General features: G+C 69.0%; 27 protein-coding genes, 1 tRNA gene, 1 other RNA gene and 1 pseudogene. 22 read left to right on the top strand and 8 right to left on the bottom strand.

Annotated features, from left to right (window positions below; all coding sequences use genetic code 11):
* Positions 1-55 precede the first annotated feature (55 nt).
* The gene (ku, locus tag NFR93_RS04035) at positions 56-1,045 is read left to right on the top strand and encodes a non-homologous end joining protein Ku (RefSeq protein WP_251450206.1); all 990 of its coding nucleotides are present in this window, start codon (positions 56-58) and stop codon (positions 1,043-1,045) included.
* 42 nt (positions 1,046-1,087) lie between these two features.
* Here ku and NFR93_RS04030 read toward each other — a convergent pair whose 3' ends face one another.
* Both NFR93_RS04030 and NFR93_RS04025 read right to left on the bottom strand, forming a co-directional pair.
* Positions 1,088-1,867 carry a DedA family protein gene (locus NFR93_RS04030; protein ID WP_251450204.1) on the bottom strand — a complete coding sequence of 260 codons (780 nt, stop codon included), beginning with the start codon at positions 1,865-1,867 and terminating at the stop codon, positions 1,088-1,090.
* Positions 1,868-1,932: 65 nt separating this feature from the next.
* A tRNA-Leu gene (locus tag NFR93_RS04025) sits at positions 1,933-2,014 on the bottom strand.
* Between the two features lie 81 nt (positions 2,015-2,095).
* Between NFR93_RS04025 and NFR93_RS04020 the strand changes: the two genes are divergently transcribed.
* The 8 genes from NFR93_RS04020 to NFR93_RS03985 all read left to right on the top strand — a co-directional run bounded on the left by NFR93_RS04020 (position 2,096) and on the right by NFR93_RS03985 (position 8,040).
* Positions 2,096-3,253, top strand: coding sequence for a TadA family conjugal transfer-associated ATPase (locus NFR93_RS04020; RefSeq protein ID WP_251450202.1), 1,158 nt, complete (start codon positions 2,096-2,098; stop codon positions 3,251-3,253).
* Positions 3,250-4,107, top strand: a complete 858-nt coding sequence (locus NFR93_RS04015; protein ID WP_251450199.1) for a type II secretion system F family protein — start codon at positions 3,250-3,252, stop codon at positions 4,105-4,107. The genes NFR93_RS04020 and NFR93_RS04015 overlap by 4 nt, the downstream gene beginning before the upstream one ends.
* Positions 4,104-5,057 (top strand): type II secretion system F family protein, encoded by a 954-nt coding sequence (locus NFR93_RS04010; RefSeq protein WP_251450197.1) that lies wholly within the window; start codon positions 4,104-4,106, stop codon positions 5,055-5,057. The genes NFR93_RS04015 and NFR93_RS04010 overlap by 4 nt, the downstream gene beginning before the upstream one ends.
* 35 nt (positions 5,058-5,092) lie before the next feature.
* Positions 5,093-5,296 (top strand): hypothetical protein, encoded by a 204-nt coding sequence (locus NFR93_RS04005; RefSeq protein ID WP_251450195.1) that lies wholly within the window; start codon positions 5,093-5,095, stop codon positions 5,294-5,296.
* A 4-nt stretch (positions 5,297-5,300) separates the two neighbouring features.
* Positions 5,301-5,711, top strand: a complete 411-nt coding sequence (locus NFR93_RS04000) for a TadE family protein (RefSeq protein ID WP_251450193.1) — start codon at positions 5,301-5,303, stop codon at positions 5,709-5,711.
* On the top strand, positions 5,686-6,171 hold the full coding sequence (locus NFR93_RS03995; protein ID WP_251450191.1) for a TadE family protein: 486 nt from the start codon (positions 5,686-5,688) through the stop codon (positions 6,169-6,171). Before NFR93_RS04000 ends, NFR93_RS03995 begins: the two co-directional genes overlap by 26 nt.
* 80 nt (positions 6,172-6,251) lie before the next feature.
* Positions 6,252-6,608, top strand: a complete 357-nt coding sequence (locus NFR93_RS03990) for a pilus assembly protein TadG-related protein (protein ID WP_251451470.1) — start codon at positions 6,252-6,254, stop codon at positions 6,606-6,608.
* Positions 6,609-6,759: 151 nt separating this feature from the next.
* Positions 6,760-8,040 (top strand): ABC transporter substrate-binding protein, encoded by a 1,281-nt coding sequence (locus tag NFR93_RS03985; RefSeq protein WP_251450190.1) that lies wholly within the window; start codon positions 6,760-6,762, stop codon positions 8,038-8,040.
* A 60-nt stretch (positions 8,041-8,100) separates the two neighbouring features.
* Here NFR93_RS03985 and trxA read toward each other — a convergent pair whose 3' ends face one another.
* On the bottom strand, positions 8,101-8,487 hold the full coding sequence (trxA, locus tag NFR93_RS03980; RefSeq protein ID WP_251450187.1) for a thioredoxin: 387 nt from the start codon (positions 8,485-8,487) through the stop codon (positions 8,101-8,103).
* Between the two features lie 52 nt (positions 8,488-8,539).
* A pseudogene (locus NFR93_RS03975) lies at positions 8,540-8,716 on the bottom strand (thiol reductase thioredoxin); the annotation flags it as partial.
* A gap of 72 nt (positions 8,717-8,788) precedes the next feature.
* Between NFR93_RS03975 and NFR93_RS03970 the strand changes: the two are divergent.
* Complete coding sequence (locus NFR93_RS03970) at positions 8,789-9,166, top strand: rhodanese-like domain-containing protein (RefSeq protein WP_251450185.1); 378 nt, start codon at positions 8,789-8,791, stop codon at positions 9,164-9,166.
* A 20-nt stretch (positions 9,167-9,186) separates the two neighbouring features.
* On the opposite strand, the gene NFR93_RS03965 is transcribed toward NFR93_RS03970, so the two are convergent.
* Together NFR93_RS03965 and NFR93_RS03960 are read right to left on the bottom strand one after the other, a co-directional pair.
* On the bottom strand, positions 9,187-9,519 hold the full coding sequence (locus tag NFR93_RS03965; protein ID WP_251450183.1) for a hypothetical protein: 333 nt from the start codon (positions 9,517-9,519) through the stop codon (positions 9,187-9,189).
* A complete protein-coding gene (locus NFR93_RS03960) occupies positions 9,516-10,811 on the bottom strand; it encodes an MFS transporter (protein ID WP_251450181.1) in 1,296 nt (431 codons plus the stop codon). The genes NFR93_RS03965 and NFR93_RS03960 overlap by 4 nt, the downstream gene beginning before the upstream one ends.
* 20 nt (positions 10,812-10,831) lie before the next feature.
* On the opposite strand from NFR93_RS03960, the gene prfB reads away from it, so the two are divergent.
* The 4 genes from prfB to smpB all read left to right on the top strand — a co-directional run bounded on the left by prfB (position 10,832) and on the right by smpB (position 14,546).
* Positions 10,832-11,941, top strand: a complete 1,110-nt coding sequence (gene prfB / locus NFR93_RS03955; protein WP_251450179.1) for a peptide chain release factor 2 — start codon at positions 10,832-10,834, stop codon at positions 11,939-11,941.
* A gap of 80 nt (positions 11,942-12,021) precedes the next feature.
* Entirely contained in the window at positions 12,022-13,077 is a 1,056-nt protein-coding gene (gene ftsE / locus NFR93_RS03950; protein WP_251450177.1) for a cell division ATP-binding protein FtsE, read from the top strand.
* Entirely contained in the window at positions 13,074-13,988 is a 915-nt protein-coding gene (gene ftsX / locus NFR93_RS03945; RefSeq protein WP_251450175.1) for a permease-like cell division protein FtsX, read from the top strand. Before ftsE ends, ftsX begins: the two co-directional genes overlap by 4 nt.
* 81 nt (positions 13,989-14,069) lie before the next feature.
* Positions 14,070-14,546, top strand: coding sequence for an SsrA-binding protein SmpB (gene smpB, locus NFR93_RS03940; protein ID WP_251450173.1), 477 nt, complete (start codon positions 14,070-14,072; stop codon positions 14,544-14,546).
* A gap of 42 nt (positions 14,547-14,588) precedes the next feature.
* Here smpB and NFR93_RS03935 read toward each other — a convergent pair whose 3' ends face one another.
* Positions 14,589-15,260, bottom strand: coding sequence for an SIMPL domain-containing protein (locus NFR93_RS03935; RefSeq protein ID WP_251450171.1), 672 nt, complete (start codon positions 15,258-15,260; stop codon positions 14,589-14,591).
* 131 nt (positions 15,261-15,391) lie between these two features.
* Between NFR93_RS03935 and NFR93_RS03930 the strand changes: the two genes are divergently transcribed.
* The 5 genes from NFR93_RS03930 (at position 15,392) to ssrA (ending at position 18,683) form a co-directional block, all read left to right on the top strand.
* Positions 15,392-16,213: a DUF4397 domain-containing protein gene (locus tag NFR93_RS03930; RefSeq protein ID WP_251450168.1), complete on the top strand. Its 822-nt coding sequence runs from the start codon at positions 15,392-15,394 to the stop codon at positions 16,211-16,213.
* A gap of 8 nt (positions 16,214-16,221) precedes the next feature.
* Positions 16,222-16,869 carry a class F sortase gene (locus NFR93_RS03925; RefSeq protein WP_251450166.1) on the top strand — a complete coding sequence of 216 codons (648 nt, stop codon included), beginning with the start codon at positions 16,222-16,224 and terminating at the stop codon, positions 16,867-16,869.
* Positions 16,869-17,453, top strand: coding sequence for an RNA polymerase sigma factor (locus NFR93_RS03920; protein WP_251450163.1), 585 nt, complete (start codon positions 16,869-16,871; stop codon positions 17,451-17,453). The genes NFR93_RS03925 and NFR93_RS03920 overlap by 1 nt, the downstream gene beginning before the upstream one ends.
* A complete protein-coding gene (locus tag NFR93_RS03915; RefSeq protein ID WP_251450161.1) occupies positions 17,440-18,186 on the top strand; it encodes an anti-sigma factor in 747 nt (248 codons plus the stop codon). Before NFR93_RS03920 ends, NFR93_RS03915 begins: the two co-directional genes overlap by 14 nt.
* Before the next feature lie 127 nt (positions 18,187-18,313).
* Positions 18,314-18,683: a transfer-messenger RNA gene (gene ssrA / locus NFR93_RS03910) on the top strand.
* Positions 18,684-18,928: 245 nt separating this feature from the next.
* On the opposite strand, the gene NFR93_RS03905 is transcribed toward ssrA, so the two are convergent.
* Entirely contained in the window at positions 18,929-19,537 is a 609-nt protein-coding gene (locus NFR93_RS03905; protein ID WP_251450158.1) for a recombinase family protein, read from the bottom strand.
* A 175-nt stretch (positions 19,538-19,712) separates the two neighbouring features.
* Between NFR93_RS03905 and NFR93_RS03900 the strand changes: the two genes are divergently transcribed.
* The 3 genes from NFR93_RS03900 to NFR93_RS03890 all read left to right on the top strand — a co-directional run bounded on the left by NFR93_RS03900 (position 19,713) and on the right by NFR93_RS03890 (position 21,031).
* Complete coding sequence (locus NFR93_RS03900; RefSeq protein ID WP_251450157.1) at positions 19,713-20,105, top strand: hypothetical protein; 393 nt, start codon at positions 19,713-19,715, stop codon at positions 20,103-20,105.
* Positions 20,102-20,503, top strand: a complete 402-nt coding sequence (locus tag NFR93_RS03895) for a hypothetical protein (protein ID WP_251450156.1) — start codon at positions 20,102-20,104, stop codon at positions 20,501-20,503. Before NFR93_RS03900 ends, NFR93_RS03895 begins: the two co-directional genes overlap by 4 nt.
* A gap of 246 nt (positions 20,504-20,749) precedes the next feature.
* Positions 20,750-21,031, top strand: a complete 282-nt coding sequence (locus tag NFR93_RS03890) for a hypothetical protein (protein WP_251450155.1) — start codon at positions 20,750-20,752, stop codon at positions 21,029-21,031.
* The last annotated feature ends 36 nt before the right edge of the window (positions 21,032-21,067 follow it).

Genomic DNA, 21,067 nt, shown 5'->3' with positions numbered 1-21,067 from the left:
CGGCCCGAACGGCACGGGGTAGCCGCAACCGGTGTGACAGGTGTTCACTGGTGTGATGAGGGCGATCTGGAAGGGCGCGCTGACGTTCGGGCTCGTGAACGTCCCGGTCAAGGTGTACTCCGCGACCGAGGACCACGACGTTCCGCTGCATCAGGTGCACAGCACGGACGGCGGCCGCATCCGCTACCAGCGGATCTGCGAGATCGACGGCGAGGTGGTGCCTTACAGCGACATCGACCGCGCCTACGACGACGGCGAGAAGACCGTGGTGCTCACGAAGGACGACCTCGCGTCGCTGCCGTCCGAGCGCAGTCGCGAGATCGACGTGGTGGAGTTCGTGCCGAGCGAGCAGGTCGATCTGCTCACCCTCGACAAGGCCTACTATCTGGAGCCGGACTCCGCGTCGCCCAAGGCCTACGTGCTGCTGCGCAAGACGCTGGAGCAGACCGACCGCACCGCCATCGTCCGCTTCTCGCTGCGGCAGAAGACGCGTCTGGCCGCCCTCCGCGTCCGCGGCGACGTCCTGGTGCTGCAGACGCTGCTGTGGGCTGACGAGGTGCGCGAGGCGGCCTTCCCATCGCTCGACGAGCCGGTGCGGATCTCGGCGAAGGAGCTGGAGTTGTCGGCATCCCTCGTCGAGAGCTTCGCGAGCGATTTCGACCCGTCCGACTTCGCCGACGAGTACCAGGAGGAGCTTCGCACCCTGATCGACGCGAAGCTCGAGAAGGGCGATGCGCTCGACACGACCGAGACGTTCGGTGACCGCGACGAGGAGGAGTCCGGTGGCGAGGTCATCGACCTCATGGCCGCGCTCCGCGCGAGTGTCGAGCGCTCGCGTGCGGCACGGGAAGGATCCGCGGGGACGGCATCCGCGTCATCGGGCGGCGATCAGGCGGGCGGGAAGGCGACCGCGTCGGGCAGCGGCACAGCGAAGAAGACCCCGGCGAAGAAGGCGCCGGCGAAAGCACCCGCCAAGAAGGATGCCGCGGCCAAGGATGCTGCGAAGAAGCCGGCGGCGAAGAAGAAGACCGCCAAGGCTTCCTGATCGCCCCTGCTCCGTCGTTCGGCCGCGCGGTGCGGGGATCGCTCAGGCGTCGTCGCGGCGGTGCGGGTCCCGGTCGGAACCGTGCTCGAGCACCTCGGGGTCGAGCACGAGTTCGCGCGCCTCATCGGCGTCGGTGACGACGTCCTCGCCGGCGGCCTCGGCCTTGCGTGCCTTGTTGCGCTCGGCGAAGTAGTGCCAGACCACGAAGACGATGGTGCCGGCCACTGCGGCGAGCAGGATGACGTCGATGTACTCCGTGACGAGGTCGCCGACACCCGGGATGAAGCCGATCCCGTAGCCGATCATGGTCAGGCCGAAGCCCCAGATGACCGCGCCGATGAAGTTGTAGAGGCTGTAGCGGTGCCACGGCATGTGGCCCACTCCGGCGGCGACCGGGGCGAACGTGCGCACGATCGGGACGAAACGGGCGAGGATGATCGTGAGGCCGCCGTAGCGCTCGAAGAAGGCGTTCGTGCGCTCGACGTTCCGGCGGCTGAACACGCCGGACTCCTTGCGCTCGAAGACCGCCGGCCCTCCCTTGTGCCCGATGAGGTAGCCGACTTCACCGCCCACGAATGCGGAGAGGCCGATCAGGAGCGCGACGACCCACGCGCTGACGCCGAACACGCCGTTCGGTGCGACCTCGCTCGGGTGGGACAGCAGGCCCGCCATGATCAGCAGCGTGTCGCCGGGCAGCAGGAAGCCCACGAGGAGGCCCGTCTCGGCGAACACGATGAAGCAGACCACCAGGAGCGCCCACGGGCCGGCGGTGGCGATGATCGCGGCGGGATCGAGCCAGGGGATGAGGGCGATGGACTGCAAGAGGCGGTTCCCGTCGATCGTTGGCGGTCTGTGCTGAGGGATGCCGGGCACGAGGCGACGACACGTGCGGAAGGTGGGACTTGAACCCACACGCCCGAAGGCACAGGAACCTAAATCCTGCGTGTCTGCCGATTTCACCACTCCCGCGAGTGGGTTCAGTCTACTGAGGGCGTGGGAGCCTGTGGATAAGTTCGCGGCCCCCTCCGAGGCTCTTGCGAGGATGCTCGGGTGACTCCTCCCGCCGCTCCCGTCGCCGTGGCTGCGGCCGCCGTGGCCGAGCGGGTGCGGGAGCGCCTGCGGGCAGAGCGGGCAGACCCCTCGCGCGATCCCGAGCTGGCCGCGCACATCGCGCGGGACGAGGTGCGTCGCCACAACGATTACGCGCTGGCGAGGGGGCTGACGCCGGTCGACGACGAGTCGGCGTGCGTGCGCGAGGTCCTCGCATCGGTCGCGGGATACGGTCCGCTGCAGGCCTACCTCGACGACCCGTCGGTCGAGGAGTTGTGGATCAACGCGCCGGACCGCATCTTCGTGGCACGGGAAGGCGTGTCCGAGCGCGTGCCGCTCACCCTGACCGAATCCGCCGTCCGCGACCTCGTCGAGCGGATGCTGCACGCCACCGGTCGCCGGGTGGATCTCAGTCAGCCCTTCGTCGACGCCTCGCTGCCCGACGGCAGCCGGCTGCACGTGGTGATCCCCGACATCACGCGGCGGCACTGGGCGGTGAACGTCCGGAAGTTCCTGCCCGCGTACCGTGACCTGGACCGGCTGGTGGCGGCCGGGTCGCTCCCTGTTCCCGCGGCGGAGCTGCTGGCCGAGGCGATGGCCGCCGGTCGCAGCATCCTCGTCTCGGGCGCGACCCACGCCGGGAAGACCACCATGCTGGCCGCGCTCATCGCCGCGTGCCCACCCGACCACCGCATTGTGACGGTCGAGGAGACCTTCGAGCTCGCGGTCGGCGCCCCCGACATCGTCGCCCTACAGGGCCGTCAGCCGAGTCTCGAGGGCACGGGCGAGGTGACCCTCCGCCGCCTGGTGAAGGAGGCGCTGCGCATGCGACCCGACCGTCTCGTGGTCGGCGAGGTGCGCGATGCGGAGGCGCTCGATCTGCTCCTGGCGCTCAACACCGGGGTTCCGGGTGCGGCGACCATCCACGCCAACTCGGCGCGTGAAGCGCTGGGGAAGCTCGCCGCACTCCCGCTGCTGGCCGGGCGGAACATCGACGCGGGGTTCGTCGTTCCGGCCGTCGCGGCATCCGTCCACCTCGTCGTGCACTGCGAGCGCACACACACCGGAGCGCGCCGCGTCGCCGAGATCGTCGAGCCGGACGGCGTGGACGCCGGCGCGGTGACGGCACGGACGCTGTACCGGGCGGCGCGACCGTGACGATCCTGTGGGGCGCGCTCCTGGCCGCGGGAGTCCTTCTGACGGTCTCGCCGTGGCTGTGGCCGGTGCGGCAGCGTCGACCCGCGGACCGGGAGCCCGGCGCGCTCGCGCGGCTGCTGGCATCAGCCGGACTGACGGGGGTGCGCCCGGTGGTGATCGTTGCGATCTCGCTCGGCGGGGCGGTGGTGGCTGCGGCGATCGCATGGCTGGCCACGACGGTGGCCGCGCTCGCGCTGGTCACGGCGATCGCCGCGCTGGCAACGCCGTTCGCGTGGCTGCGCGCGCGGGCCTCGCGCCTGCAGCGCACGCGCAGGGCGCTGTGGCCCGACGTGTGCGACCTTCTCATCGCCTCGGTGCGTGCGGGCATGTCGCTTGCCGATGCCGTCGCATCCCTGGCCGACTCGGCGCCGGCCGAGCTGCGTGCCCCTTTCGCCGCCTTCCGGCGGGATCTGGCGGCGTCGGGGCACTTCGATTCCGGCATCCTGACGCTCAAAGCGACGCTCGCCGATCCGGTGGCGGACAGGATCGTCGAGACCCTCCGCATGGCCCGGCAGGTGGGCGGGACCGAGCTCACGCCGGTGCTGCGCTCACTCGGGTCGTCGGTGCGCGCGGATGCGACTCTGCGGTCCGAGGTCGAATCGCGGCAGTCGTGGATCCGGGGCGCGGCCGTGCTCGGCGTCTCGGCGCCGTGGGTGATCCTGGCGCTGCTCGCGCTCAGGCCGGAAGGCGCGCGCGCCTATTCGAGCCCGGAAGGAGTGGCCCTCGTGGTCGGTGGCGCGGCGGTGTCGCTCGTCGCGTTCCGGATCATGCTGCGCATCGGGCGGCTTCCCGAACCCCGGAGGTGGTTCGGGTGACCTGGCAGCCGTGGCTCCTGCCGGGTGTCGACATCGCGGCGGTGTCGATCGTCCTCGGCGTGACGTTCGCGCTGGGCGTGACGCTGCTGTCGACGCTCGCGCCGCGGTGGTGGGCCCCGAGCCTCGCTCGCAGAATCGCTCCGTACATTCGCGATGTGACCGATCCGCAGGGGACGACGCTGCTTCGTCCCGGGGGGCTCGGACCCCTCGATGTGGGGGAGAGCGCCCGGTCGGCCCTTCGACGCGCCGGCGCCCTGCTGTCGGGCTCGGCCGTCATCGAACGCCGACTGCGCCAAGCGGGTCGTGACGAAGATGTGGCGACCTTCCGCGGCCGCCAGCTCGCGTGGACGATCGTCGGCATCGGCGGCGGCGGTGCGCTCTCGGTCGTGCTGGCGGTGACGGGCTCCGCTGCTCCTGCGGTGTGGTTGCTGCCGCTGGTGGGCGGAATGTCCGGCGCGATCGGGTGCGACATGCTCCTCACCCATGCCGCCCGCACGAGGATCGCGCGGATCGACGAGGAGCTCCCGACCGTGCTCGAGTTCCTTGCGCTGTGTCTGTCGGCCGGTGAAGGGATCCTCGACTCCCTCCGGCGCGTCAGCGACGTCGGCGCCGGCGAGCTCACGGCTGAGCTTCGTGGCGTCGTCGTCGCCGTGGGGACCGGTTCGCCGCTCCCCGACGCACTCACCCGTCTGGGCTCCGACGTGGATGTGCCCGCCCTCGCGCGGGCGATCGACCAGCTGGTCGCGGCGATCGACCGTGGTGCACCGCTTGCCCAGGTTCTGCACAGTCAGGCCGCCGATGCCCGTGAGGCCGCGAAGCGCACCCTGATCGAGCGTGCCGGGCGCAAGGAGATCTACATGCTCGTTCCGCTGGTGTTCCTGATCCTCCCGCTCAGCGTGCTTTTCGCGGTCTTCCCCGGAATCTTCATGCTGCGGCTGGGCATCGGCTGAGGGCAGCAGCTTCGAAACACGACGAAAGGAATGTCATGACCGACGAATGGACGCGGCGCCTCATCGCCCGCTGGCATGCGCTGAGCGCCGATCTCGCCCAGGACGAACGCGGGGACGTGCCCGGCTGGGTGCTCATCACGCTCATGACCGCGGGGCTCGTCGTGGTGATCTGGGCGCTGGCGGGGCCCGCGCTCGCGGGCCTGTTCGAACAGGCGATCAGCCGCGTCTCGGGCCTGTGATCCGATGCGGGTCCTGCGCGCGCGAGTGCGTGCGGCGGTCGCCGATGAGCGCGGATCGAGCCCGGTCGAGTTCGTCCTCGTCGGGGTCCTCCTGACGGCTCTCACCTTCGGCGTCCTGCAGTTCGGGTTCGCCGTGTACGTCCGCAACGTCGTCCACGACGCCGCGGTGGACGGCGCCTTCCATGGCGCGCTCGCCGACGCATCCCCGAGCGAGGGCGCCGCACGGGCCCGGCAGATCATCACCCGTACGGTGGGCGCAGAGTATGCGACCGACGTCACCGCCGACCCGACCGATGCGCTCGGTTCACCGGCCGTGCAGGTGACGGTGCGCACGACGTTGCCGCTCCTCGGTCTGTTCGGCGCTCCCCGCGCTCTGGAGGTGAGCGCGCGTGCGCCGCTCGAGTCCTTCGACTGATCCTCGCCCGACGCTGACGAGGACCGACGACGCCGAGCTCGGGTCGGCATCGCTGGAGTTCATCCTGGGGGGAGTTCTGCTTCTCGTGCCCCTGGTCTACCTCGTGACCGCACTGGGCCTCATTCAGGGGCACGCGCTGGGCGTCGAGGCGGGCGCACGTCACATCGCCCGCACGGTTGCGACAGCCGACGGCGCCGCCGATGCGCGTGAGCGTGCCGAGCGCGTGCTCGCCTTCGTCGTCGAGGAGTACCGCCTCGACGAGGAGAGCGTGCACCTCGACTACGTGTGCAGGCCGTCGGGGGCCACCTGTCCGCAGGCGGGCGCAACACTGGTGGTGACGCTCAGCACGCGCGTTCCGCTTCCCCTCGTCCCGCCCGTCTTCGGCTGGGAGCGATCGGCCGCGATCCCCGTCGAGGCCACAGCCGCGCAGCGCGTGTCCAGATTCTGGGGCGCGCCGTGAGCATCCCGCGGCGCGCCGGGCGCGCGGGTGGGGTCGCTGATGAGGACGGGAGCGTGCTCATCCTGACGATCGGGTACGCCATGCTCGCCCTGGCTGCGATCCTGCTGTGCGTCGACGCCACGAGCCTGTATCTGTCGCAGAAGCGGCTCGATGCCGTCGCCGATGCCGCGGCGCTCGCGGCCGCGGACGGCTTCGCCCTCTCGATCGTGGGCGGCGAGCCCGTGGCGATCCTCGATGACGGGGGAGTGCGGGCCCAGGCCGCGTCGATGGTGGGCGAGATCGGAGGGGCATCCCGGCTCGTTTCGGCCGTCACCCCAGACGGCGTCTCGGCGCGGGTGACGGTCGCCGCGACCTGGCGACCGCCGATCCTCACCCTGTTCGTCCCCGAGGGCGTTGAGTTGGAGTCGACAGCCACGGGTCGTACCGCGCTGCGCTGACCCAGACCTCGACCCGCAGCCTCGTTCCGAGGTCGTCGAGTGAAACGTGTCAGATCGCGGTTGCGTTTGCGAACTCACCAGCGCTACGGTGACGGCAAGCGCTTTCCTGAGCGCCACGGGGACGTCCGCAACGGACGATGAAAGGACGACGATGTTCCGCACGCGTACTCTGGCTGCCGCCGCGCTGGCCACGGCCTCGATGATCGTGCTCGCAGGCTGCGGTTCCTCCGCCGCGCCGACGAGCGAGTTCGACCCCGACGAGGAGGTGTCGCTGGACTTCGCCTGGTGGGGCAACGACGACCGCGCGAACCGCTACAACGAGCTCATCGAGGCGTTCAACGAGGAATACCCGAACATCGAGATCAACACGACGTTCACCGACTTCCCGAGCTACTGGGAGCAGCGCCAGGTCGAGGCGGCCAGCGGCAGCCTTCCCGACGTGTTCCAGTTCTCGGACAGCTACCTGCGGCAGTACGGCGAGACCGGGAACATCCTCGACCTGAACGAGGTCTCCGACTACGTCGACTTCTCCACGTTCGACGAGGGCCTGCTGGGCACCGGCCGGCTCGGCGACGCGCAGTACTCGCTGCCGACGGGATTCAGCCTGTGGGCGAACTTCGTCAACGACGACCTGCTCGCCGAGCACGGGATCGAGCTGCCCGAGGGCGGCTCGTCGTACGCCGAGTTCAACGACTGGATCGCGGCGGCGACCGACGCCACCGGCGGCGCGCCGTTCGGCGGTACCGACTACACGCAGCGCATCCAGGTGTTCGAACTGCAGCTGCGCGCCCAGGGCAAGAGCCTGTACACCGAGGAGGGCGAGCTCGGCTTCACCGAGGACGAGCTCGCGGCGTACTGGGAGTCCGGTGCCGAGCTGCGCGACGGCGCGGCCATCCCGCAGCAGGAGCTCGAGGAGATCAGCCCGATCTCCGGCTTCGGCGCCACGCTCACGGCCAGCGAGATGAGCTGGAGCAACTTCCTCGGCGGCTACCTCGCCGACTCCGGAGCGTCGTCGATCACGATCGTCGCGCCGCCCACCGACGACCCCTCTGCGAAGGACCTCTACCGCCAGGGCGGACTGCAGGTGGCGGTGTCGGCCAACACCGATCACCCCGAGGCCGCGGCGATCTTCCTCGACTTCGTCGTCAACAGCGAGGCGGCGGGCGAGATCTTCGGCACCACGCTCGGATTCCCCGCCTCCAGCAGCAAGCTGGCCGGCGCCACGCTCGAGGGCGCGGACGCGCAGGTCGCCGACTACATCGCCTCGGTCGAGGACCGCATCGGCGACACCCCGCCGCCCGCGGTGGTGGGATACGGCTCGCTCGAGCAGAAGTTCTGGGACCTCGGCAAGGAACTCGGACTGGGCACGAAGACCGTCGACGAGGCGGTTGCGGAGTTCTTCAGCGAGGCCGAGGTGATCCTCGCCGGCTGAGCCGGAAACAAGACGGCGGGCGGGGTTCCTTTCGGATCCCCGCCCGCTGTCATTCGCGCCTCACGCGGAAGGCGCGGCATCCTCTTCGGCCTTGGCGGCTGCCACCTGGGCGTGGACCTCGGCCATGTCGAGCCCCTTCACCGCCGTGATGACCTGCTCAAGCTGAGGGGCGGGCAGGGCGCCGGGCTGCGAGAAGACGAGGACGCCCTCCCGGAATGCCATCAGCGTCGGGATCGATGTGATCTGGAAGCCGGCGGCGAGCTGCTGCTGGGCTTCGGTGTCGATCTTGCCGAAGACGACGTCGTCGTGCGTCTCGGAGGCCTTGTCGAAGACGGGGCCGAAGGCGCGGCACGGTCCGCACCACTCGGCCCAGAAGTCCAGCAGGACGATGTCGCTGTCCTCGATGGTCTGGGCGATGTTGTCGATGGTGATCTCGCGGGTGCTCATGACTCCATCCTGCCCCGCCTGCGGCCGCCGGGCTTCGGGGAATCCGACCGCATCACCGCTGGGCGGCGCCGTCGGTCTGGGCCGCGGCGACCTGGGCGCGGACCTCGGCCATGTCGAGGCCTTTCACCGCGGTGATGACCTGCTCCAGCTGCGGGGCGCCGAGTGCGCCCGGCTGTGAGAAGACGAGGACGCCCTCGCGGAACGCCATCAATGTCGGAATCGACGTGATCTCTTTGTGCCCAACGCCGTCACTATACCCCAGGGGGTATACTTGAGGCGAATCGAACGAAAGGTCTCACCGATGCGCATCCGGCACTCTCTCACCGCCCTCCTCGCCCTGGCCCTCGTCGCCGGCGGGCTGGTCTCGTGCACCGCGAGTCCGCAGGCGACCGCGATCGAGGTGACGGAGCAGACCATCGTCGTCGACGTGCGCACCGCCGAGGAGTACTCCGCCGGGCACCTCGACGGCGCGGTGAACGTGAATCTGCAGTCCGGTCGCTTCGAATCCGAGATCGCGGAGTACGACCCCGAGGCCGAGTACGTCGTCTACTGCCGCACCGGCAGCCGATCGGCTCAGGCGGTGGCGACGATGGAGGCCGCCGGCTTCGACGACGTGACGAACGCGGGCGGCATCGACAGCGCCGCCTCGGCCACGGGTCTGCCGATCGTCACCGACTGACGGACAAAGCCCTCCCCGGGTCACCATCCGACCGTGTTGAACCACTCCTGCCGGCGGCGCAGCTCGTCATCCGGATGCCGGCTGTCGGCGTCGTGCGCGACCAGGCGTCCCTCGGCGGTCAACTCGACGAAGTCGTGACAGCGATCGCACATGGCGCGCCCGTGCGGCCAGCCGTCGAGTAAAGGCGCCGCGGGCGAGCCCGGTTCCCCCGAGCCGGAGCAGCGAGGCGCGTCGGCGCCGGCATCCGACCACATCACGCTCCGGTGACGATGCAGCCCGGGGTGCCCGAGCCGCCGGGTGCAGCGACGGGCCTGCCGTCGACTGCGGCAGAACTGCACGATCTCGTCGCTCACGGGCGGACCCCCGGGACGAAGCGCGGCACCCACCGCACGAATGCATACGCGCCGGCCAGGCCGATCGCGCCCATGACGCCCGAGGCCACAGACAGCGACGCCGCACCGGCGATCGCAGAGACGAGCAGCGGTGAGAGCGCGCCGCCGGCGTCGGTGAGCGTGCGCCACGAGCCCAGGAACGGCGCGGGGTCGTCCCTTGGCGCCACATCGGCGCCGAGGGTGAGCAGGATGCCGCTGGACAGGCCGTTTCCGACGCCGAGCACCGCGGCGAACATCGCGAACCACATGGCGGCCTGATCGAGGTCGTGGGTGAACGACAGGGCGACGAACCCGGCCCCCATGAGCGCCATCGCCGGCAGCGCGGCCCACAGTCGCCCGAACCGGTCCATGACCTGGCCGCTGGCGTAGAAGAGGGCGAAGTCGAGGGCGCCCGAGATCCCCACGACCAGCGCGATCGTCTGCGCGTCGAGCCCGATCGACAGCCCCCAGAGGGGGAGCACCACCTGACGCGCCGAGCGCACCGCCGACAGGCTCGCCGCCGCGACGCCGAGCCGCGCGAGCACCGAGCCGTGGCGGCGCATCGTGGCGAAGACGCCCGGGCGCCGCACCGTCGGCACCGAACCGGTCACGGCTTCGCCGGTGTCGGCCATCGCGGAGGAGTCGTCGGAGCCGCCGCGCCCGTCGTCCGCGACGGGAGCGAACCGCCGTTCCGGGTCGGGGCCGAGAGTCACCAGCAGGACCGTGGCGATCAGACAGCCGCCGAAGAACCAGATCGCGCCGCGCTCATCACCGGTCGCGAACAGCAGCCCCGCGGCGACGAACGGACCGATGAACATGCCCAGTCGAAAGGTTCCCCCGAGCAGTGACAGTGCGCGCGCCCGGTAGGCGAAGGCCACCCGGGTGGTCATGAAGGAGTGGCGGGCGAGCCCGAAGGCCGCCGCGCAGAACCCGATGACGAAGACGGCGGCGGTGACGATCGCGAGCGAGTCCGCCAGCGCCATCGCGGTCACGCCGGCCAGGGACACCAGGCCCGCCACCGCCATCGTGACGCGCTCGCCGAACCGGGCGACCGCCCACCCCGCCGGCAGGTTTCCGCAGAGCTGGCCGACGACGAGCGCCGCAGCCACGAGCGCGGCGAGGGCGACGTCCGCGCCGAGCTTGTCGGCGATCACCGGGATGAGGGGGATGACCGCGCCCTCGCCGAGGGCGAAGAGCAGCGTGGGGGCGTAGACCATGGGTCCGAAACCCCACAGCACGTCCCGAGCGCGAAGAGAGCGATCGGCCACGTGCATCCACGTTACTGTGGAGTGTCATGCTCGAGCTCGATCTGTCTGCCGACATCCAGGCCCTCCGTTCCACCTTCTCCGACATCCAGGCGGTGGTGGACGTCGACGCGCTCAAAGCCGAGATCGCCCGCCTCAGCGAGGAGGCCGGCGCACCAGACCTGTGGGATGACGTCGAGAAGGCGCAGAAGGTCACCAGCGCCCTCAGCCACCGGCAGTCGGAGTTCAAGCGCATCAGCGAGATCGAGCAGCGGCTGGATGACCTCGAGGTGCTGGTCGAGCTTGCGATCGAGATGGACGACGAGGACTCCGCCGACGAGGCCCGCAAAGAGCTCGCCGAGCTCGAGGATGTCATCGGCCAGCTCGAGGTCCAGACGCTGCTGGACGGCGAGTTCGACGATCGCTCCGCGGTCGTCACGATCCGCTCCGGCGCCGGTGGCGACGACGCGACCGACTTCGCCGAGATGCTGCTGCGCATGTACCTGCGGTGGGCCGAGCGTCACAAGTACTCCGTCAAGGTCATGGACACCTCCTACGCCGAAGGTGCCGGCATCAAGTCCGCGACCTTCGAGGTCGACGCCCCCTACGCGTACGGCACGCTCTCGGTCGAGGCCGGCACCCACCGCCTCGCCCGCATCAGCCCGTTCGGGTCGGCCGACAAGCGCCAGACCAGCTTCGCCGCCGTCGAGGTGATCCCGGTGATGGAGGAGGCCGTCGAGGTCGACATTCCCGAGGGTGATCTTCGCGTCGACGTTTTCCGCTCGTCGGGTCCCGGCGGCCAGTCGGTCAACACCACCGACTCCGCCGTCCGCCTCACCCACCTGCCGACCGGCATCGTCGTGTCGATGCAGAACGAGAAGTCGCAGATCCAGAACCGCGCAGCCGCCATGCGGGTGCTGCAGACGCGACTGCTGCTGCTCAAGCGCGAGGAGGAGGCGGCGAAGAAGAAGGAGCTGGCCGGCGTCATCACCGCCAGCTGGGGCGACCAGATGCGGTCGTACTTCCTCTACGGACAGCAGCTCGTGAAGGATCTTCGCACCGGGCACGAGGTCGGCAACCCCGCGACCGTGTTCGACGGCGACCTCGACGGCTTCATCGCCGCCGGCATCCGGTGGCGCAAGCGCAAGGACGACGACTGAGCCGTCCGCCGCGCGCGGATGCCGGGCCCTCGGGTGTCGCAGATCGCCCTCACGCCTGCTCCGCTTAGGCTTGCTGAGCCATGATCCGGTTCGAAAACGTCACGAAGCGCTTCCGCGGCACCGCCAACCCGGCCCTGAACCAGGTCGACTTCGAGGTGCTGCGCGGTGAGTTCGTGTTCCTCGTCGGCGCGTCCGGCTCGGGCAAGTCCTCGTGCCTGCGTCTCATCCTGCGCGAGGAGACACCCTCCGAGGGGCGCGTCGTGGTCCTCGGTCGTGACCTCCGCAACCTGTCCAACCGCAAGGTCCCGTACTTCCGCCGGCACATCGGCGCGGTGTTCCAGGACTTCCGGCTGCTGCCGAACAAGACGGTGTTCCAGAACGTCGCGTTCACCCTCCAGGTCATCGGCTCGTCCCGCGGGTTCATCCGTCAGGCGGTGCCCGAAGTGCTTTCGCTCGTCGGTCTCGACAACAAGGAGCGCCGTTTTCCGCACGAGCTCTCGGGTGGTGAGCAGCAGCGCGTCGCGATCGCCCGCGCTCTGGTCAATCGGCCGCAGGTCCTTCTCGCGGACGAGCCGACGGGAAACCTCGATCCCGCGACATCGGTCGACATCATGCAGCTGCTCGCCCGCATCAACGCCGGTGGGACGACGGTCGTGATGGCAACCCACGAGAAAGGCTTCGTCGACCAGATGCAGCGCCGGGTCATCGAGCTGCGCGGCGGCGAGCTCATCCGCGACGAGAGGCACGGCGGCTACGGCGACACGTCGAGCCTGCCGAGTCTCGCTCCGCCGCCCGAGCGCGGTGCCGCCGCCGTCGCGGCGCTGACGGCGGTGCTCGAGGTTCAGCGCGAGGTCGCCCTGGCCGCCGCGGCCGCCCCCGCCGAGATCACGCCGGAGCGTGACGCGGAAACCGACGCCGCGAACGCCGAGATCCGACCGACGGATGCCGCCGCACAGGCCGCGCCCGATCCCGAGCCCGCCGCGTCGGCAGACTCCGCAGTCGGAGCGGCGAAGGCGCCCACGCAGCCCATCCCGATCGCGGACATCGCCGAGGTCGAGGTCTCGGAGCTGGGTCTGGCGGATCGCCTCGGGCTCGGCGGCTCGGAGCCCGAGAACGAAGTCGGACCGACGACGTGAGGGTCGGACTGATCCTCGGCGAGGCGTTCACCGGCCTTCGCCGCAACGCCTCGATGGTCATCTCGGTCGTGCTGGTGACATTCGTCTCGCTGACCTTCGTCGGCGCTGCCATCCTGATGCAGATGCAGATCGGCACCATGCGCGATTACTGGGTCGATCGCGCCCAGGTGGCGGTGTTCATGTGCACTGAGATCTCGCAGGAGCCCACCTGCACCGAGGGTGCGGCGACCCCGGAGCAGCTCACCGAGGTGCAGGCCAAGCTCGACGGACCGGCGTTGGCGCCTCTCATCCGCGACGTGCGCTTCGAAGATCAGGATGAGGCGTACCAGAACGTCATCGACCTGCTGGGGGAGGAGTACGCCAGCGTGATCACCCCAGAACAGCTCCCCGAGACGTTCTGGATCAACCTGGTCGATCAGCGGCAGTCCGACGTGCTCATCGAGGCCTTCAGCGGAACTCAGGGGATCGAGGGCGTCGAAGATCAGCTGCAGTATCTCGAGCCGCTGTTCTCGGCCCTCACCGTCGCCACCTACATCGCCGTCGGAATCGCCGTCCTGATGCTGATCGCCGCCGTCCTGCTGATCGCGACGACCATCCGGCTCTCGGCGTACGCCCGAAGACGCGAGCTCGGCATCATGAGGCTGGTCGGGGCGTCGAACCGCTTCATCCAGACACCGTTCATCCTCGAAGGGGTGTTCGCGGCGCTCCTCGGTTCGGTGCTGGCCAGCGGGGCCGTCATCGCCGGCATCCATTTCGGTGTCGACGGCTATCTGCGACGTCGCGTCGACTTCGTCACGACGTGGGTCGGGATCGACGACGCGTGGCTGGTGATACCGGTGCTCTTCGGCATCGGCGCGCTCCTGGCGGCGCTGTCGGCGGGCTTCGCGATCCGTCGCTGGCTGCGTGCCTGATCGTTCGCGGTTAGACTGACAGGCTGCCGTGCGCCCGCATGGCACACCAGCCACGCGCGCAGGCGCCATCGAGGAGACGACATGCCCAGGGAACGCGGTGAGAAGGTCATCGCGACCAACCGTCGCGCGCGACACGAGTACACCATCGAGAAGACCTACGAGGCGGGACTCGTCCTCACCGGCACCGAGGTGAAGTCGCTGCGGCAGGGGCGCGCGAATCTGAGCGACGGCTACGCGTACATCGACGGCGGCGAGGCCTTCCTCGACGCCGTGCACATCCCCGAGTACTCGCAGGGGCACTGGACCAACCACTCCACCAAGCGCGTCCGGAAGCTGCTGCTGCACAAGGACGAGATCATCAAGCTCAGCCACGCCATCTCGGCGGGCGGCTACACGCTGATCCCGCTGAAGCTGTACTTCTCGGATGGTCGCGCGAAGATCGAGATCGCCGTGGCCAAGGGCAAGGCGGAGTACGACAAGCGCCAGACGCTGCGCGAGCGGCAGGACAAGCGCGAAGCCGAGCGGGCGATGCGCAGCCGCAATCGGCTGGGCGATTGACAGAGCGGATGCCGCGGCATCCGGTCCGCCGATCCGGCGACGTCAGCGCGCGCTGAACCGTGCTTCCACGGCGGCGGTGACGCTCAGGTCCTGCGGCTGGAACTGCAGGCCGCCCCCGCCCCCTGCGGGCGCGCCGTCGAATGCCATGCGGGCCATCATCGCGCCACTCTGCTTCGTCGCCGCGTCGGGGTTGCTCAGCAAGCCGACGTCCGCGATCTCGAGCGGTGCGACGTCCATCCGTCCCAACGCACGGGCATAGGCGGTGGCGCGCTCCACGGCGACCGAGACGGCCGCCGTGGCCACTTCCTGTTCGACCCGCGAACGCGTCTCGGGCGTGAGCTGCCAGTCGACATGGCTGATCTGCACGCCGTCGCGCTCGGCGGCATCGCCCGCCCACATCGACATGGCGGTGACGTCGGTGAACGTCGCCGTCATCTCGACAGTGGCGTGATGAACGGGGGCAAGGCGCTTGCCCTCGGGGTGCCAGGGGCGCTCCGCCCACACCGAGACCCGCTGGCTCGACCACTCGGAGAGCTCGCCGGCGGCCTGTCGGGCGGCGAGGTCTTCGCGGACCGGGGTGCTGAGTGCGGCGATGCGCTCGACGACCGTGCTGCGGTCGCGTCCCTCCACCGTGACGCTCAGGTGCACGACGGCCCGTTCTGGGGGCAGCGAGGTCTCGTGCTCACCGCGAACCGTGATGACGACGTCGTTCATACTCGCGATCGTACGCGTCGGGCCACGGATGACGAGGAGGGAATTTCCATTCCGCTGCATCCAAACCCGGCCACCCCCAGGAATACCCATCCGACGGGCGACGCAGGGTCGCTCGAATCTGGAGGAACATCATGCGAAAGACCATCACGGGCGTGGTCGTCGGCGCCGTCGCCGCTCTCGGCCTGATCACCCCGGCCTACGCCATCTCGGACACCACCGCCGACCTCTCGGTCCTGCACGGCATTCCCGACACCCCCGTCGACGTCTACGTGAACGGCGAGCTCACGCTCGACGACTTCCAGCCCGGCGACCTGGCCGGTCCTCTCGACCTCGCCGCGGGCGACTACGAAGTCGTCCTGACGGCCCCCGACGCCGCTGACGCCAGCGAGCCGGTCCTCGGCCCGATCTCGGTGACCCTCGAGGCGAACACCAGCTACACCGCCGTGGCGCACCTCAACGAGGCCGGTGAGCCGACCGTCACCCCCTTCGTCAACGACATCTCCGAGACAGCAGCCGGCGAGGGTCGCCTCACCGTCCGCCACACCGCGGCCGCACCCGCCGTCGACGTGCTCGCCGGAGGCGACGCCGTGATCGAGGGTCTCGCGAACCCGGATGAGGCGAGCCTCGACCTCGCCGCCGGCACCATCGAGGCCTCGGTGGCCGCTGCCGGCACGACCGACCCGGTCATCGGACCGGCACCGGTCGAGGTCCAGGAGGGCGTGCTCACGATCGTCTACGCGTGGGGCAGCCTCGAGGACGACAACCTCGACATCGCCGTGCAGACGATCGACGGCCTGCACTCCGCCCCTGAGGGCGTGAACTCCGGCACCGGCGGCCAGCTGGCCGAGCGTGACGCGATGATGCAGGCGATGGTGCTGGTCGGCGGGTTCGCCCTGCTGGCTGCCGCCGCCACCACCGGCGTCGTCGTGGCCCGCGCCCGCGCGAACCGCTGAGGCATCACATGTCGGCGAGGACGATCACCCTGGCGGCCACCGCCGGGCTGATCGTCCTCGCCCTGTCCGGGTGCGGTGGTCAGCCCGTGGCCGCACCCGAGACCGCGGAGCGGACCCCCTCAGCGAGTCCGACGACACCTCGACCTACTCCTGGGGTCGAGGTTCCTGTCGCGGCGGCGACCCCAGCGCCGCCGCGGCAGTCCGTGCCCCCGGTGCGGCTGACCCTCGACGCGATCGCCGTGGACATCCCCGTCACCCCCGTCGGGGTGGAGGAGGGGGGCTTCATGGAGCTGAACAAGGATCCCGCGGTGGGCGGGTGGTATCGCTTCGGCGCGGATCCCACGAGCGACGACGGGAACATCGTCATCTCGGCGCATGTCGACGCGCCCGACTATCCCATCGGACCGCTGAGCCGACTGCGGGAGCTCTCGGGCGGGGAGACGGTCACCGTCGTCGACGATGCGGGGACGACGCACCGATACACGATCGACTCCGTCACGTACTACCCGAAGGAAGAACTTCCGGTCAATGAGGTGTTCGCGCGCTCCGGTACCGACAAACTGGTCATCATCACCTGCGGGGGAGAGTTCGACAGCTCGACCGGCCGCTACGCCGACAACGTCGTCGCCGTCGCCTCTCCCGAAGGCCGCCGGTGATGACCGACGTGATGATCAGAGGAGAGTCTCGCGTGGATGAACCGGACGAAGCGGCTCTCGCCGACCGCTTCCGCCAAGGCGATGAACGCGCGCTGGCCGATGTGTACCGGCGCTGGTCGCCCCTGATCTTCACCCTGGCGCTGCGGTCGCTGGGCGACCGGGGTGACGCTGAGGACGTGACGCAGAAGGTGTTCGTCTCGGCCTGGACGTCCCGCGCGTCCTACGATCCGGCGAAGGCCAAGCTCTCGACCTGGCTCGTTGCGATCGCCCGCCGCCGCATCGCCGACACCCACGAGGCGCGGGCGAAGGTGCGGGCGCTGCAGGAGGAGCTCGTGCGGGTCTCAGGCACCGACGAGCTGGTCCACTCGGATGTGGATCTCGCGGATCGGCTCCTGATGGCCGACGAGGTGGAGCGCCTCGAGCCCGACGCACGGGACGTCGTGCGCCTGGCGTTCTACGACGATCTGACACATCAGCAGATATCGGACCGTCTCGGGATGCCGCTGGGTACGGTGAAGAGTCATATCCGAAGAAGTCTGTCCAGATTGCGCAGCCGATTGGAGGTGAGCCATGTCGCACCTTGACCCCGAGCAGATCGCTCTGATCGCCCTCGGTGAGCCCGCGAGCGACGATGACACGGCGCACCTCGCCGCGTGCGCCGACTGCTCGCTCGAGCTGGCGGAGCTGCGTCGCACGGTGCTCGTCGGAAAGTCCACCCTGGGCATGGGCGGGCTGGAGACGCCCCCCGATCGCGTCTGGGATCGCATCGTCGCCGAGATCGACGAAGCCGGCGTCCCCGTGGCCGCTGTCGACAGCGCGCCTGTTGCGGACACCGGTCGATCGGACGGCGGTGCCGACACGAAGCGGGACGCATCCCCGCGCCGCACGCTCTCGAAGATGCTGTTCACCCTGGCCGCCAGCGCCGCCGTGATTCTCGCGGTCGTCGGCACCTGGGCCCTCGTGCGTCCTGCCGAGGTCGTCGAGGTCGCGTCCGCAAGCCTGCTCGCCTTCCCGGACCACCCCGGCGCAGAAGGCTCGGCGGTCGTCGTCGAGGGTGAGGACGGCGAGAAGCTGGTGCGCGTCGAGCTCGACGACGACGAGCCGACCGACGGCTTCCGAGAAGTCTGGCTCATCACAGCCGACGCGACGGCGATCGTCAGTCTCGGCATCCTCGAGGGGTCCGAGGGCGAGTTCGCCGTTCCGGAGGACGTCGATCTTCGCGACTACGTGCTGGTCGACATCTCACAGGAGCCGCAGGATGGCGACCCGACGCATTCGGGCGATTCGATCGTGCGGGGAGAGCTGGACTTCGCCTGAGCGGGAATGGCGGGCAGGCGGCATCCGTTGTAGTCTGGTGTGCTCGGATGCTTCGGTGTCCGGACTTGGCAATTCCACAGTGTGACAGCGGCCCTTCAGCAGAAGGAACACCTCGCGAGAGGTTCACGGGGATGATCGGTTTCGACATTGCCTGCCTATCTGCGTGAAGCGGGCCGAGGATGCGGGGTTATCTCGTTAACGCCCCCTGCAAACCAATAACTGCCGAAAAGAAGCAGTCTGACTTCGCCCTCGCTGCGTAAGCGAGGCCGATAGTCCGTCAGTCCGTGTGTGATCCCGACACGGGTCCTGGCGTCATCTAGGGATCTTGCTGCGCGGTGGCGTCTGGACGCCGCGCGGGACTCTTCCCAGGCTGGGCTCGTCGACTCAGGTGTCTGTGACAAGGGTCGGGGCCGAGCAGAACGTTTGCACAGACTGCGCCCGGAGAAACCGCAGAGATTCAGCAATGGACGGGGGTTCGATTCCCCCCATCTCCACCAACCGCTGTCACAGAAGGGGGCTCGAGAACCGCGGAATCACCCGGATCTCGAGCCCTTTTCGTTTGGTCCACTGGGCAACAGAGTGGGCCGTTGAGCGAGCGAAGCGAGACGAAACGCAGCCTCAGCTCGTCCAGAGCCGCGCGACGTCGGCGTCGAGTCCACCCTGGTTCATGCGCACGGACTCCTGACCCGACCCGCATGCGTAGCCCCTGTTGCGTATGGGACCTGGCCGCGACCGCACAGGCTCAGAAGATGTGTGCTTCGCATGTGGCGAGGAATGCCACGCGGCGGCGCTGCAGTTCGCGGTAGACGGTAGCGCGGGACACATTGAACAGCTCGGCGATCTCGGTCTGGGTGTACTCGCCCCGGTCCTGGACGTCGAACAGGAGCTTTCGCTGCATGATCGACAGCTTTGGCTGCTTGCCCTTCAGGTGACCCTTCGCACGTGCCACCGCCATCCCTTCTTTCGTGCGCATGCTGATCAGGTCGCGTTCGAACTCGGCGACCATGGCAAGCACGTTGAAAAGCAGCCTCCCCACCGGGTCTGTGGGGTCGTACCTGCTGCCGCCCAGACTGAGTGCGACGCCTTTCGTCGTCAGTTCGTCGGCGATGTCGCGTGCGTCCCGCACCGATCGGGCGAGCCGGTCGAGTTTGGTGACGACGAGCGAGTCACCTTCCCGGACGGCGGCGAGCGCTTCGCGCAGCCCGGGCCTGGCCCGGTTGGTGCCGGTCAGCCCGTGATCGACGTAGATGTTCGAATCGAGGACTCCCAGTCGCAACAGTGCGTCCCGCTGCGAAGTGAGGTCTTGATCCGCGGTGGAGACCCTGGCGTAGCCAATCAGTATTCCGTTCATGCAGCCGACGGTGCCACCGTCGCGGCAGAGCCGCAGCCGGGTTGGATCCTCATGCGGGCGATGTCCGACTGCGGGGGGCGTCGCGTGCGGTGTGGCGGGTGAGCGTGGAAGGCTCGTCGCTGTGACAATCGACGGAGCACATCCCTCAGACTCGCGAGCCCAACGAGAAGCCGAGGTGACGATCATCGCCGCGCTCAGCGCGCAACTCGGTCAGCCGCTCGCAAAGACCTCGGTTCCGACGGGCAATGGTGGCCGAGTCGAACTCGATGGCGCCACCGACGATCTGACCATCCTCGTCGAGGCCTATGCGCACCAAGGAGCACTCCGTGGTGGCCAGCCAAAGAAGCTCGCGACCGACGCACTCAAGCTGACCTGGATCGGTAGGCAGCTTGAGGCCAAGAGGCTGATCCTCGCGGTGGCCGACGAAGCGGTGGAGTCCTACCTGCAGCGGCCGAAGGCATGGTTGACGCAGGCGCTGACCGACCTGGGGGTCGAGGTGATCCGCGTGGATCTCGATGACGCGACGGTGGATACCCTCCGCAGCGCGCAGACTGTGCAGTTCCGATGATCGAACCGATGCCTGAAGTCTCAGGTCGCGGGTCGGCGGATCCCCGGGTCATCTCCCGCGCTGAGGCACTGCGCCGCCTGCCCTCGACACGCAGTGACCTGGCGGACGAACTCGATCGCGGACTTGGCTTGGCGCGCGAGGGTGACCCCGCAGCGGCAAGGGTGCTCGCCGCCGCAGTCGACGCAGTCGCCAACTTCAGGCACATCATTCCCCATGACGGTGGCTTCGCCCTGAGCCTCTATGCGCGGGGGTTGCTCGACAGCGCGTACTGGGCACTCGAGTCGTCGTCCACACCGCCAAGCGTCGCCGCGCGCATCCGTGATGCTCAGCACCTCATCGAACAGGGCGACGAAGATGGCATCGCGGCGCTGCAAGCTGCGCTATCACCCGAGCAGTAGCCGACGGAATCGACGCCCTCCGTCGCAGCAAAGCGATCCCTGTCCGGGCCATGCGCGCTCAGCGGACCCTGGCGTGCTTATCGATATGACTGCGAGCGGGCGCAATTCGTCCGCGCTTGGCGTATCGGCGCGGACCAGGGATCGACTTCCCCCGGGCCGCGGCGCCTGATGGTCGACCGAGCATGCCGTGCCATACTGTTCGGTTTTCGCTGTCGCTCGTGCTTTCCGGCTGAATAGAGTTTGGTCATGGCATCACAGAACCTGAACCCGCGATGGGGTCACGCAGAGTCAATCGCCAATGCGAAGCAGCTGATCGAAGAGATCGACGCGAACCTCTCTCGCACCCAGGGAACGCAAGGCGTTATCGTCACGGATCAACAAACTCAGCGTATCCTCCGCGTGCTGCGCATCCTGACCGATCAGATCGAAGACCTTCGTCGCGGCGATGAAGGCGAAGGCGATGATCAGGTCATGGGTGGCGGAATTGATCCCGCCTTCGATCACAACGATCGACCGTGGGAGGGCTAGGGGATCCGACGGAAGGCTGCACGACGGCCGTTCATC

Origin of the sequence: Microbacterium sp. Marseille-Q6648 (assembly GCF_943181415.1) — a bacterium.
Lineage (GTDB): Bacteria > Actinomycetota > Actinomycetes > Actinomycetales > Microbacteriaceae > Microbacterium.
Note: the sequence above shows the minus strand (reverse complement) of the source record. Positions and strands in the feature narration are given on the sequence as shown.